This is a genomic window from Roseovarius autotrophicus (assembly GCF_018069895.1).
In the GTDB taxonomy this organism is placed as follows: domain Bacteria; phylum Pseudomonadota; class Alphaproteobacteria; order Rhodobacterales; family Rhodobacteraceae; genus Roseovarius; species Roseovarius autotrophicus.
This window is the reverse complement of record NZ_JAGQDH010000035.1, coordinates 1-14,561: the sequence shown is the minus strand read 5'-3', so window position 1 is coordinate 14,561 and position 14,561 is coordinate 1. Positions and strand designations below refer to the sequence as shown.

Here is a 14,561-nt window from a genome sequence, read left to right as displayed (position 1 = left end):
TCTCCATACCGGCCCGCGGCACGTTAAAAGCCGCACAGAGAGGCCTGACACATGACCGCACTCGATCACATGCTCAGAAAGTCAAAATTTTCCTTGCACAACGGGAGGCATCCACACATGGCTTCCGACAACTGGATTCCCTGGCTTCCGCAAAAGAATCCAGCACGCCACGATCGTGATTCGGCAAGCCTTTGATAATGAGTCGCTTTTTCCCAAGTTCACCCGGCAGGTGGATTCCGCCTGGATTCCCCGGTGAAAGTGCCTGTCGCTAGCGAAATGCTGCGCTGCGCCCCCCCGCATACGGTCAGCGCCGGGGAGGAACCATGCCGTGGGGGGTTACCTATATGTCCGGATGGCTTGACGGTCGAGATCCCGCGCCGGTACCAGCCGGTAGTGGCGTTCCTCAACAACGCGGATTTCATCGTCTTCAAGCGTTAGCTCAAACAAAGCGATCACCTGATCCTCCATGAACTGAGCAGCGATTGCCCGACAGCTCAGCCCCGGGAACTTCTGCTCCACAAAGCGGATGTCCTGTGTGGTCTGAACAATGCCGATCTGGTCCTTGCCGCCCTTCGCCTGCACAGGGATGACGTAGTGGCAGCCGCGCTTGTCGAGGCCGACGTAGAGCTCGTCGATCTCGATCTGACCGATGCCCTTCACTGTTGTCCTGAGGTGGTTCTGAAGGCTGTAGGTCGTCAGCCCTAAAAACGTGTCGATCAGGCGATTGTAGCGGACGATCGCAAGCAAAGCCTGCTCGTCATCGAGGGCATAGGCCCGTATGATCTCAGGCGTCGCGTCCGGAATGGACACGCGGACAAGGTCTGCACGCGGGACCACACGGTTCACGCGAACAAGTTTGAACCGATATGCCGCCCTACCAGCGCCTTCGATGATCCACTCCATACCCGGCGGCTGGGTGGCGAGAATGTCGTCCGGAAGAGATGTCCGGAACCGCACTGAGTAAATCACGTCGCCGAGGTTTTTCGGCAATTTGATGCCCAGAGCCTCTGCGCCATCCTCCAGCGCAGTGCGCTCAAATTCAAATGACGAGATACCTGCCTGGTACCTGTCGAAGAAGATCTTCGAAATCAATGCTTGGTAGCGATTCGACTTAACCATAGGCCACGCGGGCAGAAATGCGTTCTGCTTCGATATCGGTTTGCTTGCGCTTCTTTGCCCCACTTTTTCGGTCGCGCCCTGATTTTGGCGGATCGACCCCGAAATGGGCGGATGCATTGGTAACATCCATTTGCAACAGCGCCGGATCGCCCAGCGCTATCGCCTCCGAGGGCCGTGAAGGCACAAACCCCAAAGCGGCGATGACCTGGCTTGCGACGGCACGCGCCAGTGGTGGCGGAACAGCATTCCCGATTTGCCGTGCGCCGTGCCACTTAGTTGCATTGAAACGGAACCAGTCCGGAAATCCGTGCAGGCGCGCCATCTCCCGGACGGTGATGCAGCGGTCGAACTTGAAGTGAATCGGCCGAGGGCTTGTGAAAGCCCCGCGGGCGCCGTCGGTGCCTGCGCGCAACGTGTTGGAGACACCGGTCGATGGTAGCTTGAACAACCGGCTAATCGGTTCAATCTCGCCTTCGGCCGTTTCAGAGAACCTTCTCCGGGAAATATCAGTGTGGTCCGTTCGCGCACTGGACGTAAGAATCGAGGGATCCCACTGACGCGGGTGCGCGAAGTGCCAAGCTTCATTGGTCATGCAACGCATCTCGGCGGCATATGTCGACGGTTTGCCAAAACGCCGCGGCTTGACCAAGTCGCAGTTGGTCAGCTCTTCGAACATTTCTGCGTCAGGCAGATCAGCCAGTGCATCAGCGCAGTTGGGGCCAAACTCGAGGTCTGGATTTGTTCGCCGACCGGCAATTGCCGTCATCGGCACCGGATAATCCGGCAGGGTCTCTCCTTTTTTCGCCCCAAACAGAATGAGCCGCTCACGCGACTGCGGCGTGCCGAAGTTCCCTGCGTTTAGTACGCGCCACGGCAGGCGCACTTGGTAGCCTTTCTCGTCAAAGGCTGCGACCAGTTCATTCAGAACTTGCTTGTGGTGGCCAACCGTCAGGCCCTTCACATTCTCGAATACGAAGGTCCGGGCGTCCAGTTCGCTGACGATCCGAACGAATTCGAGCACAAGCCGGTTTCGAGGATCATCCAGAACACGGTGGCCAATCAGGGAAAAGCCTTGGCATGGAGCACCCCCGAATACGCAGTCGACCCTCCGGGTTCCAAGCCCAGCAGCCAGACGTATCTCCCGACCGGTTAGCTTTTCAACGGAGCGGGGAATTACGGCGGTTTGGGGGAAGTTGAACTTGTGTACCGCACAGTGCACCGGGTCAATTTCCACAGCTGCAGCGACATCGAAGCCTGCCTGTTCGAAGCCCAGGCTCATACCGCCTGCGCCTGCGAAAAGGTCTACCCCGATAGGTCTGCCCATGCCACACTCCCTTTGTTCCCATGCAGACTACAGGCGCTTGGCTGATTTTGCCAGCGAAAGCGGACGGTTCCGGACGACGAGATTGACTTCTCTAGCCCCATAGGCCGGCTCGGATTACCTCCAAGGCTTCCCCTTCGGCATCGCCGTCGTTATCTCCACCTCGCGCAGTAAGCCGCCTGCGTTCAGCCCATCCCGTACCCAGTCGAGCGCCTGCCACCAGTCGTCATAGGCGCGCCGTGCTGCTTCGATCTGCTCGCGATAGGGTCGCCAGATGACCGGGCATGCCAGCACCTCGACGGTTCGCCATTTGCCACGCGTTTTCACCCGCTCGGTGCCGACGACGATGGTGGTCGCTCGCTCGCCATGTTGGTTGCGTTTCATCTCGACCGGCACGCAGTGCGGCATGGCACCGGGCATCCAGTCGGGCGTCAGCCCGGCGCGGGCCAGTTCGGCCACGCGGATCGCCATGCGGATGCCGCCGAGGCTGTCGGGCATTCCGGCGACAGTAGCGGCGATCACTTCGGCGTCGGCATGGGTATAGCTGCCCATCTTGTGCTGACCGCCATCGACCTTGCAGCCAAGTGCTGCGCGTTGCAGCAGGACGTATTCGAGGCCAAAGCCGAAGCCCTCCTCGGTCACGTCCTTTGGCGGCGGCAGGTCCAGCTGAGCCTTTTCCACCCGGAATGCCCATTCCAGCGCGGCCTGCACGCCCAGCGCGCGTTTGACGTTTGTGCCATAGGCACGTCCAACTCGTCCCTGAAGGCTCATGGCCGCTGTCCTTCAAACAGGTCCATCTGCGCTGGGCCCTCCTGTCCATCCGATGGTCGCCAGATCCACGGGCCCGAGGCCATGGGCAGCTGCGAGAGCGCGCCACGCATGTGCTGCTGCCAGAGGGTGAACTCCATTTCCGAGCAGGCGCAAAGCGCGTGCCCGATGGGCCAGCCCATCAGCCATCCGACGAAGAGCGGGTTCAGCCGCCGCCGTGCGCGGCCCTTCAGGATCCGGCGCGAGACGGCGCGCCCATGCGAGGCAATCATCGAAGCCCAGAGCGGGCGCGAGATCGGGGCGTGATGCGAGGGTTTCAGCCCATGCGGCATGATCGCCGGGTCCGGGCGGGTGAAGCCCTGCTCCGCCCGGTAATGCAGGATATCCATCCGGCTTTTGCCATCGGTGCGCGTCACGCTGGTCGGGCTGCTGCCCTTCCAGTTCTGTGCAGCCGGGGTCGGCCATTGCAGCGCCTGTGCGCTGAGCTTCGGCTCGCCCCGGCTGTTGATCTTGCCCCGCAGCCGATCCATCCGGTCGTCCGCCACCGGCGTTTGCCACTGCGCCGCCTGCGCTGGCAGGGGCGGCATCCCGCCCGAGCCATAGCTCTGGCCCGGTCCGCCCTTCGCGCCGTCCGTCGCTTTCGGCGTCGACCAGTTCCTGATGCCCAGCGCCAGCGCTTCCGCCTTGCGGGTGAAGTCGCTGTTCCCCGCCGGGTTGTAGCGATCCGTGCCGGGATGCAGGCTCATCGGTGTGGGCCAGGATGAAGATGCGGAGCCGCTGATGCAACGCGCCAACTTCTGCCGCGCTGAACAGACCCGCCGCAGGCGTGTAGCCCATTGCCCAAAGCTCTCGCAGCACGGTTTCAAGGCCGAGGGTGACGTGACCGGCGACATTCTCGAGGAACACCCATTCGGGGCGACACTCACCGATGACACGGGCGACCTCGGGCCAGAGGTGCCGGGGATCGTCGGCACCAATGCGCTTTCCGGCCGCGCTGAAGGGCTGGCAGGGATATCCGGCAAGCACCGTGTCGAACGCTCCGCGGAAAGGTCGGGCGTCAAAGTCGCGCAGGTCGGTCCAGATCGGGGCCGGGGCGAAGTAGCCTGCGCGCTGGGCGGCAATGAGGACGGCCTTCGGCCAATCCTCCCATTCGACGAAGGCGCGGGTGTGATAGCCGGGCTCGGCGAGCATGAGGCCCATATCCAGGCCTCCGCCGCCTGCGCAGAGGGACAATCCGTGTCGGGGACGTGACACCATGCCATTCACCGCACTCCCCGCTGCCGGAGCCGTTCGGGCGTGACGAGGCCTCGTGCCAGCATCAATCCGCACATCGCGGTGCTGATCATGCTGGCGGGCAGGAAGCCGTCTGCATTGACCTTGGCCGCGTAGAACGCCGCCAGTTCATCGTCGTCGGGTCGGGGCGCTGCATCTGCCTTGCGCCGCCGCTTGGCCTTTGTGCTCTTGGCCATCGCGATCACCGCCTGCGCATCGCGCGCTGCTGCCCGTTCCATGAACCGGTCGAGGGCCTTGGGGCCATCAGGCGGGTTGGGATGATCGGTCCGGGTCTCCAGGGCGACCTCGATGATCCGGCTCGTTGACAGCCCGAGGTCTTGGGTCCAGCGGCGCACATGGGTTTGCGCTGGCCAGCCTTGCCACCAGGCGGGCAGGGTAGCGTTGGCATCGAAGCCCAGCGCTTGCAGCAGCTCTGCGAAGAACAAATCAAACTCAGCCTCGCGGGCAGCCGCGTCCTCCTCCTCCTTTACAGGTTCTCTTAAGGGTTCTCTTACAAGGTTAGTGTCCAAATTCTGGACACGGCTTTGGTCATTTTCTGGACACGGGTCGGCCTGTTTTCTGGACACGGCTCCGTGTGCAAAATCTGGACACGGCTTTTCGACGGTGGCGCATCCCAACGCGTTGTTTGCGAATGGTTCTTCGCCAAGTTGTCCGTGTCCGATATTTGGACACGGCTTTTCCTCTGACGACACGATTTCCGCTGGGTTTCCGGCCGCTGCCGTGCTGGGCACCGGCGTGAACCCCTCCTCGAAGCCGAGGATGTAGCGCGTCGACATCTGGCGCTTCGTGATCGGGTCGATGCGCCGTTCGCGCCGCATCAGACCACATTTTTCCAGACGGGAGAGATGGTTGTTGAGGCCGGAGCGGCTGACCTGGCAGTCGTAGGCCAAGAGCTCCTGCGACGGAAAACAGCCATGCTCGGGGTTGTAACGGTCGCAGAGGTGCCAGAGCACGATCTTGGTCGTGCCCTTGATGCTGCGCTGGTCAAGCGCCCAGACGGTTGCCTTGTGGCTCATGGTGCCGCCCTCCGCGTCGGGCGGACACGGCTGGTGAAGCCGTTATCCGCCAGCGCGCCCAGCGCATCGTCGACCGAGCGCACCAGCGCCCAGCCAAAGCCCTGCGCGCAGACCGTGTCGCGGAACACCTCCTGCGATTTGCGCAATCGGCCGGTTTCGCTTTTGACCTCGAGGAACAGCACGCGGCCGCCGGAGATCACGATCAGATCGGCAAATCCGGCATGGACGCCCATGCCGACCAGGATCGCCTGACGCTTGGCCCCGCGCGGCCCGGCCTCGGTCACCTCATTGGCGCAGTGATGGATGATGGCCGTGCGGGGCAGGGCAAAGTGCAGCGCCTGCACGACGGCGCGCTGCAGATCGGCCTCGGGGGTGCCACGGCGCGTCATTGCGCGGCCCTCCCACTGTCTTCGCGCTGGGCGCGCGCTACCCCTCGCCGTGCGTCGATCACCACCAAAAGCACGCGGGCGTCCTTGCGCTCGGCCTCCGTATCGCCATGGGCGGCCAGGACATTGCAGGCGAGGCGGATCAGGGGATCGCTGTGATGGGCGATATCGGCGAGGACGGCGCGGGCCTCGGCGACACGGTCAGCGGGCCAGTCGGATTTGTGGGGGAAATGGGTCATTTCCGCCCTCCAGCCGTCTTTGCCCGCGGCATCTCTTGCGCGGCCAGCCAGTCCTGCACGGCCCGGCGCCGATAGAGCACCATTCGCCCAGCGCGCACGCAGGGCGGGCCGAAGCGCCGCGCTTCCCAGCGCCCCAGCGTGTCGACCGTTACGCTCAGCGCGGCCGCCAGGTCCTTACGGGTGATCCAGCCCGAAAGCAGGGCTGCGCTGGCTGTCTCCGTTTCTGTCTGTGGTTGAATCATCTCTGCCTCCTGATTGCCGTCCGGGATGGACGGTCGTCGTCAGACACCGAGAGCAGATCAGCAGGGGTGGCGGGGTGGCACAGGGTGGCGCTCATTTGCCGGGACCAGTGCCACCCCTTGTTTTATTGACTTTTTCAAACTGCCGATCCCAGCGCCTGCCGAGTCGTTGCATGCGCCTGCGTGTCAAGAACGGAGTTTGATTGTGTTTCCTGTTTGTTCCGGGTTTCATCCAGAGGGCGAGTCGCTTCGCAGGGCTGACAGGAGAGGGGGGCAGGGATGGCTGAGATCATTTTTGAGCTGCGCCTGATCTTTCTCTGGCCCTTGGCCACCGGGGTTTTCCCGCCCGGCTGATCCCTGATTTCCCCGACGACCAGGCTTCTGGCCGCCTCCATCCGGAGAGCGGTTCGATGGCCTGTTTCAAATCATCAAAAAAAGGAGTTGAGGCATGGCACTACCCCCCCGCGTCCATTTTACGTTGCATGAAGCTGCCGCCCGCTGGGATTGTTCGCTGGCGGACATCGCAGGCTGGGCGTCAGTCGGACGGTTCGATATCGTCACCGCGATCCCGCCGGTGACGCGCGGGCGGCAGATTGTCGCCGGTTATGTCGTGGTCTCGGTCACGGACATCATGCAGATGTTCCGGCGCTGCGGAACGGGACCAACAAAGAGTATTCTTCGGCGCATTCGCCCAAAGGATCAGGACGAGTGGATCATGATCGCCGACCCGGCCGGGATCGAGGTCACGCTTGCGGACCTGCTGATCATGGCCGACCAAGTCCGCCGGTTCGAGGCAGATTGCGACCTGCTGCGCCGCCCGGCATCACACATCGGCTCGACCGCCCGTTATGATTGGGAGGGGATGTACATCACGTTAATGGTGCGCATTCACGATCAGGGCCTGCCCGCGACGCAGGCTGAATGGCTGGGCGAAGTGCAGGAGTGGTTCGTCGCCAACGGCGATGGCAGCGAAGTGCCGGATGAACGCACGATCCGCCGCAGGCTGACCCCGATCTGGAAAGCACTGCGGGGATCCTGCTGATCGCCGTCATGGCGGGCGCGGGATGTCGTTCAGACCGACTTCCGCGCCTCATCGGCATCATGCACAAGCATAGGCCGGGGCCGGAAGGCGCTGGCGACGGCATCGACCCCGGCGCGCAGCGGCGAGTCCATCAGGTGTGCATAACGCTGGGTGGTCTGCATCTGGCTGTGACCCAGCAGCTTGCCGATCATTTCCAGTGAGGCGCCACCGCTGACCAGCAACGACGCAAAAGTGTGGCGCAGGTCGTGGATCCGGACATCCGGGATCCCGACCGCTTTCTGGATCGCCGCCCAGAACCGGCGGATTTCCTTCACCGGCTGGCCCGGCACGTCGCCGGGGAACAGCAGGGCGCAACCGCGCGGCACCAGAAGCTGCCGCTGGCGCACGATGGCCGCCGCCTCGTCCGAGATTGGCAGACGGTGGATTTTCCGCTGCTTGGTCATGCTGGCGGGCTTTGACCAGCTGAGATGCTCGAGGTTGAAATGTTCGAACCGCGCCTGACGGACCTCGCCCACCCGCGCGCCAGTCAGCATGCAAAGACGGATGATGTCGGCCGCGCGGCGATCCTCTGCTGCCTCCAGCGCCTCGGCCAGCTTGCGGATTTCTTCGTGACAGAGGAACCGTTCGCGCGGGTTCTCGATCCGGCGGCGGAAGCCGGAGGCGGGGTTGTCGTCGCGCCAACCCCAGCTGACGGCATAGGTGAACATCTTGCGCAGCACCTCGCCCGTGCGGTTGGCGCGCACCGGTGTGGGTTTCGGCCCCTGAAGCTTCCGCGCCCGGTTGTTCGGTTTGGCCTTCGACGGCCGGGCCCGCCCCGCCGCCACCTTGCTCAGCAGCTTTTCGACATCATAAGGCGTGATCTCGGTCACCAGCTTGTTACCCCAATCCGGGGCCACCATCTTTGCCAGCATCGACTTCTGATCCGAGGCATTGAGGGTGGAAAGGTGCGGCAGATGCACCTCGGTGTAACGGTCGATCAGGTCCTTGAACCGCGGGGCATCACGCCCGGTCTCCTTCTGCCCCAGCGGATCGCCCCCGGCGTCGATCTCGCGCCGCAGTTCCTTCGCCCGTTCCCGCGCCGCCGTGGTCGACCATTCCGGCCAGCGCCCGATGGTCATCCGCCGCTGCCGCCCGGCATGGCGATAGTCGATGGTGAAGGCCCGACTGCCGGATCGGTAGACGCAAACGGCAAAGCCGCGCACGTCGGTGTCAAAAATCTGATAGTCCCGCCCCTTGGCCGGTTCGGCCTCGCGGACAGACTTTTCGTTCAAGCGCAATCGGTTGACCATGCAACTCACCCTCCTGTCGTCATCCCATGAGGCGTGGATTCACGCCCGAGGCAAGCGATGCATGGCGGAAAGGGTGGCGGGGTGGCGCAGGGTGGCGGTCATTTGGGGAAGGTGCGCCACCTTGGCCTCAGGACAGTCCAGACAGCGCCGGCTCAGACTCAGTGTCTCGGAGGTAAAGGGATGGTGCTTGTTCGACGTACCAAAGGATCCGGTATGAACTACCGGCCCGAACGGCTTCCGCCTAAGTTTCGCCATCCATTTGCCTGTCTGATGCATGCACATCGTGCGAAAGACAACGATCCCGTGTCCCGGGTGGAAGGGCTACGAGCGTCCCAACTGACTTGTGACTAAAGCGAGATATGTGCCAGCATGGGTAACGACGGAATCAACCTTGCGTATTTGACGAACAGGGAGCGCATGCAGCCTAAGATCTTCTCCCTGGATGACAATCCGTTTCACATGCTCAAGGCAAGTTACCGGTCGTCGGTGACCGAGATCTCTCATCTGATCGAAGACGCGGAGCTAGATGGAATTTATCCCGAAGAGGATCTGCAGAAAGCTCGCCAAGCACTCGTCACGCCCCGCTCTCGCCTCATGCTTGAATTGACGTGGTTGCCAGAGCTAAGCCAGCTTCAAACGACAAAGCTGTCCGAGCTGCTGCGCAAAGCGGATCCCACAGTTATTCTTTCACAGATCGGCCACTTCCCAGAGCTGGCAAAAGCCAACATTGCCGCACATTTGTGTTCCCAAGGGCGTTCGTCTGTTGAGGTTGTGCATTCCCTGGCCCAATCTTGGGATGAAATTGACGAAGCTCATATCCTGACATTTCTCAATGAAGAGCGTCGTTCGTCTGGCTTTCCCAAGATTGAAATAGATCAGCTTCGCGAAGTCCTGCGCGATATTCGCCAGCTTCACGCCGCTGCAGCTGCAAACTGGATTTGGACGCTGCCTGTGCCTGGAACAGCAATGAATACAGTTGTTGAGCGCGAACTCGAAAGTAATCCCGACGGCTCATTTCTGCGTCACTTCGTCGAGATATATGACAAAGAAAGTGAACCGCAGCTAGCGGCCATTAAAGAAGCAATTATTGTGGCGACCGATGCCGCCGAAAAAATTTCTCATGACTTACCGTTACACACAAAGAACATAGGAAATCTGCTCGAGGCATGGGATGTAATAAACCAACCTGTCCAGATATACGCTCAATTTCGGGGTCAGGAAGAGGGTCGCTCCAAGCAGATTTATGAGATCATTCGTAAACTGTGTTTGAAGCTGGCAAATGATCATGATCGCTATGATGAGGCGCTCAAGCTATCGACCGCTTTGCTGAAGACATTCCCAGAATTAGAATCGGTAGCAGAGTCGTTAAAGGACGACGTCACCGCTCTTGAGTCTCTGGTCCGCCAAAAGAAGCTCGCAGACCAACTGGCCCCATTGGTGGAAGCATGCGAACGAGCAAAGAAAAATGCGACGAGTATAAGCAAATCTCTTAAATCTAACGGGTTCACTGAAGGTGGTGGGCAAGTTCTTAGCGATGTTTTGAAGTCATTCAATTCAGCAAGAAAGGGTCTGCCCGAGCCGGGCGTCGCCTTTCATGTAATTCGTGATTTGGCGCTTTCTCTTAACAACGACAGCAACGATCCCCACGCGGCATTTGTCTTGTTAGATGGCGTGCTTGAGCTGTGTGGCTGTAATGGACCAAAAGATGTTCTCGACAAGCTGCGGCAAGAGAGATCCATTCTTCATAAGAACTGGAAGATGAAGGAACTTGACCGAGAAAGCGGAAACCTGAGTGCGATGCTGAAGGTCGTCGATGAGATGCTTGTCTATGCAAATGCAACGGATCGAAAAGACCTTCAGCACCTTAGGTCAAAGATTGAAGGGAAGATGTTTGCGAAAAAGGCCAAGTTTACAATTTTTGCGGGAATTGCAGGTGTCATTGGATTCTTCGTATTGGCGGACGAATTCAACAAACCGACAACAAGAACTACATATCGGCCGCCGACCGGAAACCAAACTGCGACTGCTCCAGCTCCAGCTCCAGCGCCCATCGCTTCAAATCCGTATCAGGAGGACATACCTCCAGTCGGAAGTGGTCTTTCGTTGACTCGCAACCAAGTTCGATACTGCCTTTACCAAGGAGCGCGCTTGGATTACGTTCGCCCGCTGACGACTAATAACCGTCAAATTGATAGGTTTAACGGCTTAATCGACGACTATAATCGCCGTTGTTCGAATTTTCGCTATTCTTCGGGGGTGCTGGGAGCAGTGCAGGGTGAATTGCCAAGCAGAAGTTCCGTTCTTCGTGAGGATGCGCGAAGAATGGTGGGCTCATGGTAGAGCTGATGGACAGTTCCAAAGGAGAGATGGAGCAGATCGCCCGCCTCTGCGTGGAGTACTGGAAGCTCGCGAGGGCAAGCCTTCGCGTAGCGGGCCAGCTGCCGGAGAAGGACGCCAAACGACTAGTTGCCCAAGTGAAATTCTCTGATCTTCAGCTGTCAACGATTGCTGGGCAAATGGGATTGAATGTGGTCTCGTTTGATGGAGAAAGCTTCACAGCCGGGGTGCCCGCGTCAGCAGATAATGGCGAGGACTACGGCGAAGACGATGATCTCGTTGTCATAAGAACAATCGAGCCTGCAATAGTACGGGACATGAAGGTCATCCACAAAGGCCGAGTTCTGGTAGGTAGGCGCAATGATGAAGTGCAGGAGGAATGACTTTGTATCTTGGTATCGACCTCGGGACGTCCAATTCGGCAGTTGTAGGAAACGTCAACGGCACGACCAGGCTTTTCAAGACCTCCGATGGATCTGATGTCCTTCCGAGTGTCATTTACCTTGACAAGCGTGGGCATCGGTTTGTTGGCAAGTCTGCTCAAGACCGTATCATGTCTGCCCCTGCAAATGTCGCGGCAGGCTTCAAGCGGTTGATGGGAACTAAAAGTCCTGTCAGAATTGGTGATCAGGAGTGGTCACCTGAAGACTGCAGCGCAGAGATCATCAAGACACTGGTCGGGCAAGCCCTCACCGAAAGCGGGGATCAGGTGATTAAGGGTGCAGTTATCACCATACCGGCCGCATTCAACCAAATGCAGAGCGAAGCGACAATCTCAGCGGCGAAGAGGGCTGGCCTTGACAGGGTGAGCCTTCTGCAGGAGCCAGTAGCTGCCGCTATGGCTTCTATCGCCCACAGCAAGCAAAAAGACGGGGTTTTCCTTGTATATGATCTCGGTGGCGGTACTTTTGACGTTGCTCTTGTCATGAGCACCGGGGGCGCCGTGAACGTAGTGGCGCATGAAGGCATCAACATGCTCGGTGGCCGGGATTTTGACCGTATTGTTTTTGACAGCGTGGTCCGCCCATGGCTGTTCGACAGCTTCTCTTTGCCGCAGGATTTCCAAAAGGATTCAAAGTATCGGCACCTGTCGACTATGGCGCATAGAGCAATCGAGAAAGCCAAGATCCAACTATCTGCGACCGAAACAGCGTCGATCTTCGCGAGTGAGGACGAAGTGCGGGCCGTCGACCAGGACGGTGAGGATATTTACCTATCCATCGATTTTTCCCGGGGCCAACTTGTTTCATTGATTCAGAATAGGATCGAAGATTCAATCGCACTTTGCAGAAAGGTTATTGCTGACAACGGCTACAGACACGAAGATATATCCCGCATTGTACCTATTGGCGGACCATCAAAAATGCCTGTCATCAGGGAGATGCTGCAGTCGCAGCTAGCCATCGAAGTAGAGCAAGGGCTTGACCCAATGACCGCAGTTGCCGTTGGAGCCGCTATATTTGCCGAAAGCAGGCAGTGGGAAGGTGAACAGTCGGCTCGAAAGACAAGCCGTGGTCAGGAGACCGTAAAAGGTACAATCTCGATGACTGTGGATTTCAAAGCACGGATTGCCGAAGACAGTGCGCGGGTCAGAGTTTCCCCCGAGGCCGAGGTGCCGAACGGTTTTGAAATTGAGATATTGGATGAAGCTGGCGGCACGACTGGCCGGAAGCCGTTCGACGGCGTGGTCAACCTGACCGTGCCTGTCCGCAAAGACGGGGACAACAGGTTTTTGGTGACTGTGTATGACGCCGCCGGGCGCGCTGTAGAGGATATGTCACGCGAGATTACCATCGTGCGCACGCAGGCGAGTGCCGCGAGCATTCCAATGACGTATACTCTTGCGGTCAAGACGCAGACGGGAACCGTCGGCTATGAACGAAATAAGTTGGAGCCGATTCTGAAGAAGGGAACGGCATTGCCCGCAGAGGGACGGCATCGTTTTCGTTCAGGTAAGCCGCTAAAGGCCGGAGAGGATGACTTTATCACATTCGAGTTTTATGAGATGCGCGAAGGTATTGATGACCCCGAACGCAATCTTCACATCGGTGACTTTCGCATGAACGGGCGAGAGGAACTTGAGCGAGGCGAGCGAATCCGCCGCGGTTCCGACCTAATTGTTCACTGGAAGATGAGCGATAATGGCACACTCAGTTTTGCTGTTGAAGTGCCCGAGTTGGGACGTTTGATCGATTCTCACAACCTCTACCTCGCGCCAGGTGGGCACATAAACTTTGATGGGCAACAGGGATCTGATGTCGCCACCATGCTGCTAGAGCGAGCCGAACGAGATTTGGCCGACCTTGATGAAACACTTGGAGGGAGAGCAGACGCGTCAGGGGAACTGCGTGCGCGGATCGAGAGGTTAGACTCGGCACTTTCGACCTCGGTGGACGCCGATACCCATAGGTCCGTCGCCGAGGAAGCGCGTCGCGTTCGTCAAGAGGTTGCGTTGCTCCGACTGGCACCCGAGAATGAAGAACGGGTTCTGACCAAGGAAATCGACGAGGCAGAAATCCAATTTGACGATGTTCGTGAGGATGCGCATCCGGTTGACGCAGATCGACATGAGAAATTGTTGGCCACGACGAGGCGGGCAATTCGTGAGCGCGATTTTGATACTGCTCGGAACTCGCTTGATGAAATGCGCGGCATTCGGCTCAAGGTGCTTTCGGAGAGTCCGGAATTTTTGCTGGCAATCTTCCAAAGGCTGGGTGAGGAGAGATTCTTGGCCATTGATGAGGCACTGCATGACCGCCTCATTGCCGCTGGTATCGCTGCAGTAAAAGCGAATGACGCATCCGCGTTGAAAGGCGTAATAGGCCAAATGTTCAGCAATAGGGTGTCTGCTGGTGGTGACGCTACAGATATCGTTGAACTTGCTCATATTCTTGGGAGTTGAGCTCGCATTGATACTGATGGAACGAGCGGGGATTGGCCTGCGAAGGAGAGATGATTGAGTTTTGGATGTGCTTGCTGTTCACCTCAACGCCACATCAACCCGCGTATGCCGTCTTCGTGCAGCCTTTGCTGTCGAAACGCGGTGAGCGTCGGCGAAAGTCGGAAGGGAGTATTTGTGATTTCAAAGGCTTATATGCTAAGCTGCTGAATTAAAAAGATTAGTGAAAATCTGGGTCCATAGGCTCATAACCTGAAGGTCACAGGTTCAAATCCTGTCCCCGCAACCAAAATTCCTAACCTTTCCAAATGGTTATAACCCGAGTAAAACACTGGGGATATATGAGCGCGCATCTACATCAACGCCAAGTCAACGTTTTGCAAGTCCCTCTGAAACCCAGGGGGCTTTTTGCGTTTGGGGGGGGCGACTTCGGGTGCTGCGGGCGCACCGGCAGCCGCCGAAATGTAAGCGATGGGGTGGACGCTCCGTAAGCGCGACGTCGAGACCCTATGCGGCGAGGCTTGACGGCTGGTTGAAGCGCCATGGCATGAGGTCTTCGATGCCGCTCTGCGGGTGGCCGTCGAGGATGGCGCGCAGGGTGGTGGCGAGATAG

Annotated in this window: 13 protein-coding genes and 1 pseudogene; 4 read left to right on the top strand and 10 right to left on the bottom strand. The window is 59.1% G+C overall.

What is annotated here, in order from left to right; genetic code table 11:
- Window positions 1–336: 336 nt before the first annotated feature.
- The 9 genes and pseudogenes from KAK09_RS17605 to KAK09_RS17570 all read right to left on the bottom strand — a co-directional run bounded on the left by KAK09_RS17605 (window position 337) and on the right by KAK09_RS17570 (window position 6,384).
- Window positions 337–1,119 (bottom strand): endonuclease, encoded by a 783-nt coding sequence (locus KAK09_RS17605; protein WP_210880242.1) that lies wholly within the window; start codon window positions 1,117–1,119, stop codon window positions 337–339.
- Complete coding sequence (locus KAK09_RS17600; RefSeq protein ID WP_210880241.1) at window positions 1,112–2,443, bottom strand: DNA cytosine methyltransferase; 1,332 nt, start codon at window positions 2,441–2,443, stop codon at window positions 1,112–1,114. Before KAK09_RS17600 ends, KAK09_RS17605 begins: the two co-directional genes overlap by 8 nt.
- Window positions 2,444–2,557: 114 nt before the next feature.
- Window positions 2,558–3,211 (bottom strand): hypothetical protein, encoded by a 654-nt coding sequence (locus KAK09_RS17595; protein ID WP_210880240.1) that lies wholly within the window; start codon window positions 3,209–3,211, stop codon window positions 2,558–2,560.
- Window positions 3,208–3,954 (bottom strand): DNA methyltransferase, encoded by a 747-nt coding sequence (locus KAK09_RS18920; RefSeq protein ID WP_247651403.1) that lies wholly within the window; start codon window positions 3,952–3,954, stop codon window positions 3,208–3,210. Before KAK09_RS18920 ends, KAK09_RS17595 begins: the two co-directional genes overlap by 4 nt.
- 55 nt (window positions 3,955–4,009) lie before the next feature.
- Window positions 4,010–4,399: pseudogene (locus KAK09_RS18915) on the bottom strand (DNA cytosine methyltransferase); the annotation flags it as partial.
- 71 nt (window positions 4,400–4,470) lie between these two features.
- A complete protein-coding gene (locus KAK09_RS17585) occupies window positions 4,471–5,517 on the bottom strand; it encodes a helix-turn-helix domain-containing protein (RefSeq protein WP_210880239.1) in 1,047 nt (348 codons plus the stop codon).
- Window positions 5,514–5,906 carry a VRR-NUC domain-containing protein gene (locus KAK09_RS17580; RefSeq protein ID WP_210880238.1) on the bottom strand — a complete coding sequence of 131 codons (393 nt, stop codon included), beginning with the start codon at window positions 5,904–5,906 and terminating at the stop codon, window positions 5,514–5,516. Before KAK09_RS17580 ends, KAK09_RS17585 begins: the two co-directional genes overlap by 4 nt.
- Window positions 5,903–6,142: a hypothetical protein gene (locus tag KAK09_RS17575; RefSeq protein WP_210880237.1), complete on the bottom strand. Its 240-nt coding sequence runs from the start codon at window positions 6,140–6,142 to the stop codon at window positions 5,903–5,905. Before KAK09_RS17575 ends, KAK09_RS17580 begins: the two co-directional genes overlap by 4 nt.
- Window positions 6,139–6,384, bottom strand: coding sequence for a transcriptional regulator (locus tag KAK09_RS17570; RefSeq protein ID WP_210880236.1), 246 nt, complete (start codon window positions 6,382–6,384; stop codon window positions 6,139–6,141). Before KAK09_RS17570 ends, KAK09_RS17575 begins: the two co-directional genes overlap by 4 nt.
- Window positions 6,385–6,829: 445 nt before the next feature.
- Between KAK09_RS17570 and KAK09_RS17565 the strand changes: the two genes are divergently transcribed.
- Window positions 6,830–7,423 (top strand): hypothetical protein, encoded by a 594-nt coding sequence (locus KAK09_RS17565; protein WP_210880235.1) that lies wholly within the window; start codon window positions 6,830–6,832, stop codon window positions 7,421–7,423.
- Between the two features lie 29 nt (window positions 7,424–7,452).
- On the opposite strand, the gene KAK09_RS17560 is transcribed toward KAK09_RS17565, so the two are convergent.
- On the bottom strand, window positions 7,453–8,712 hold the full coding sequence (locus KAK09_RS17560; protein WP_210880234.1) for a tyrosine-type recombinase/integrase: 1,260 nt from the start codon (window positions 8,710–8,712) through the stop codon (window positions 7,453–7,455).
- A 417-nt stretch (window positions 8,713–9,129) separates the two neighbouring features.
- On the opposite strand from KAK09_RS17560, the gene KAK09_RS17555 reads away from it, so the two are divergent.
- Genes KAK09_RS17555 through KAK09_RS17545 form a run of 3 tightly spaced genes read left to right on the top strand, consistent with a single transcriptional unit; the run spans window position 9,130 to window position 13,951 of the window.
- Entirely contained in the window at window positions 9,130–11,052 is a 1,923-nt protein-coding gene (locus KAK09_RS17555) for a hypothetical protein (RefSeq protein WP_210880233.1), read from the top strand.
- Window positions 11,046–11,432: a hypothetical protein gene (locus tag KAK09_RS17550; RefSeq protein WP_210880232.1), complete on the top strand. Its 387-nt coding sequence runs from the start codon at window positions 11,046–11,048 to the stop codon at window positions 11,430–11,432. The genes KAK09_RS17555 and KAK09_RS17550 overlap by 7 nt, the downstream gene beginning before the upstream one ends.
- Complete coding sequence (locus KAK09_RS17545) at window positions 11,429–13,951, top strand: Hsp70 family protein (RefSeq protein ID WP_210880231.1); 2,523 nt, start codon at window positions 11,429–11,431, stop codon at window positions 13,949–13,951. The genes KAK09_RS17550 and KAK09_RS17545 overlap by 4 nt, the downstream gene beginning before the upstream one ends.
- Window positions 13,952–14,561 lie beyond the last annotated feature (610 nt).

What these genes read in the sequence shown, in the direction of transcription:
- KAK09_RS17550 (WP_210880232.1), top strand. Translation starts at nt 11,046, where the DNA reads ATGGTAGAGCTGATGGACAGTTCCAAAGGAGAGATGGAGCAGATCGCC.
- KAK09_RS17570 (WP_210880236.1), bottom strand. Translation starts at nt 6,384, where the DNA reads ATGATTCAACCACAGACAGAAACGGAGACAGCCAGCGCAGCCCTGCTT.
- KAK09_RS17575 (WP_210880237.1), bottom strand. Translation starts at nt 6,142, where the DNA reads ATGACCCATTTCCCCCACAAATCCGACTGGCCCGCTGACCGTGTCGCC.
- KAK09_RS17580 (WP_210880238.1), bottom strand. Translation starts at nt 5,906, where the DNA reads ATGACGCGCCGTGGCACCCCCGAGGCCGATCTGCAGCGCGCCGTCGTG.
- KAK09_RS17565 (WP_210880235.1), top strand. Translation starts at nt 6,830, where the DNA reads ATGGCACTACCCCCCCGCGTCCATTTTACGTTGCATGAAGCTGCCGCC.
- KAK09_RS17545 (WP_210880231.1), top strand. Translation starts at nt 11,429, where the DNA reads ATGACTTTGTATCTTGGTATCGACCTCGGGACGTCCAATTCGGCAGTT.
- KAK09_RS17555 (WP_210880233.1), top strand. Translation starts at nt 9,130, where the DNA reads ATGCAGCCTAAGATCTTCTCCCTGGATGACAATCCGTTTCACATGCTC.
- KAK09_RS17585 (WP_210880239.1), bottom strand. Translation starts at nt 5,517, where the DNA reads ATGAGCCACAAGGCAACCGTCTGGGCGCTTGACCAGCGCAGCATCAAG.
- KAK09_RS17595 (WP_210880240.1), bottom strand. Translation starts at nt 3,211, where the DNA reads ATGAGCCTTCAGGGACGAGTTGGACGTGCCTATGGCACAAACGTCAAA.
- KAK09_RS18920 (WP_247651403.1), bottom strand. Translation starts at nt 3,954, where the DNA reads ATGAGCCTGCATCCCGGCACGGATCGCTACAACCCGGCGGGGAACAGC.
- KAK09_RS17560 (WP_210880234.1), bottom strand. Translation starts at nt 8,712, where the DNA reads ATGGTCAACCGATTGCGCTTGAACGAAAAGTCTGTCCGCGAGGCCGAA.
- KAK09_RS17600 (WP_210880241.1), bottom strand. Translation starts at nt 2,443, where the DNA reads ATGGGCAGACCTATCGGGGTAGACCTTTTCGCAGGCGCAGGCGGTATG.
- KAK09_RS17605 (WP_210880242.1), bottom strand. Translation starts at nt 1,119, where the DNA reads ATGGTTAAGTCGAATCGCTACCAAGCATTGATTTCGAAGATCTTCTTC.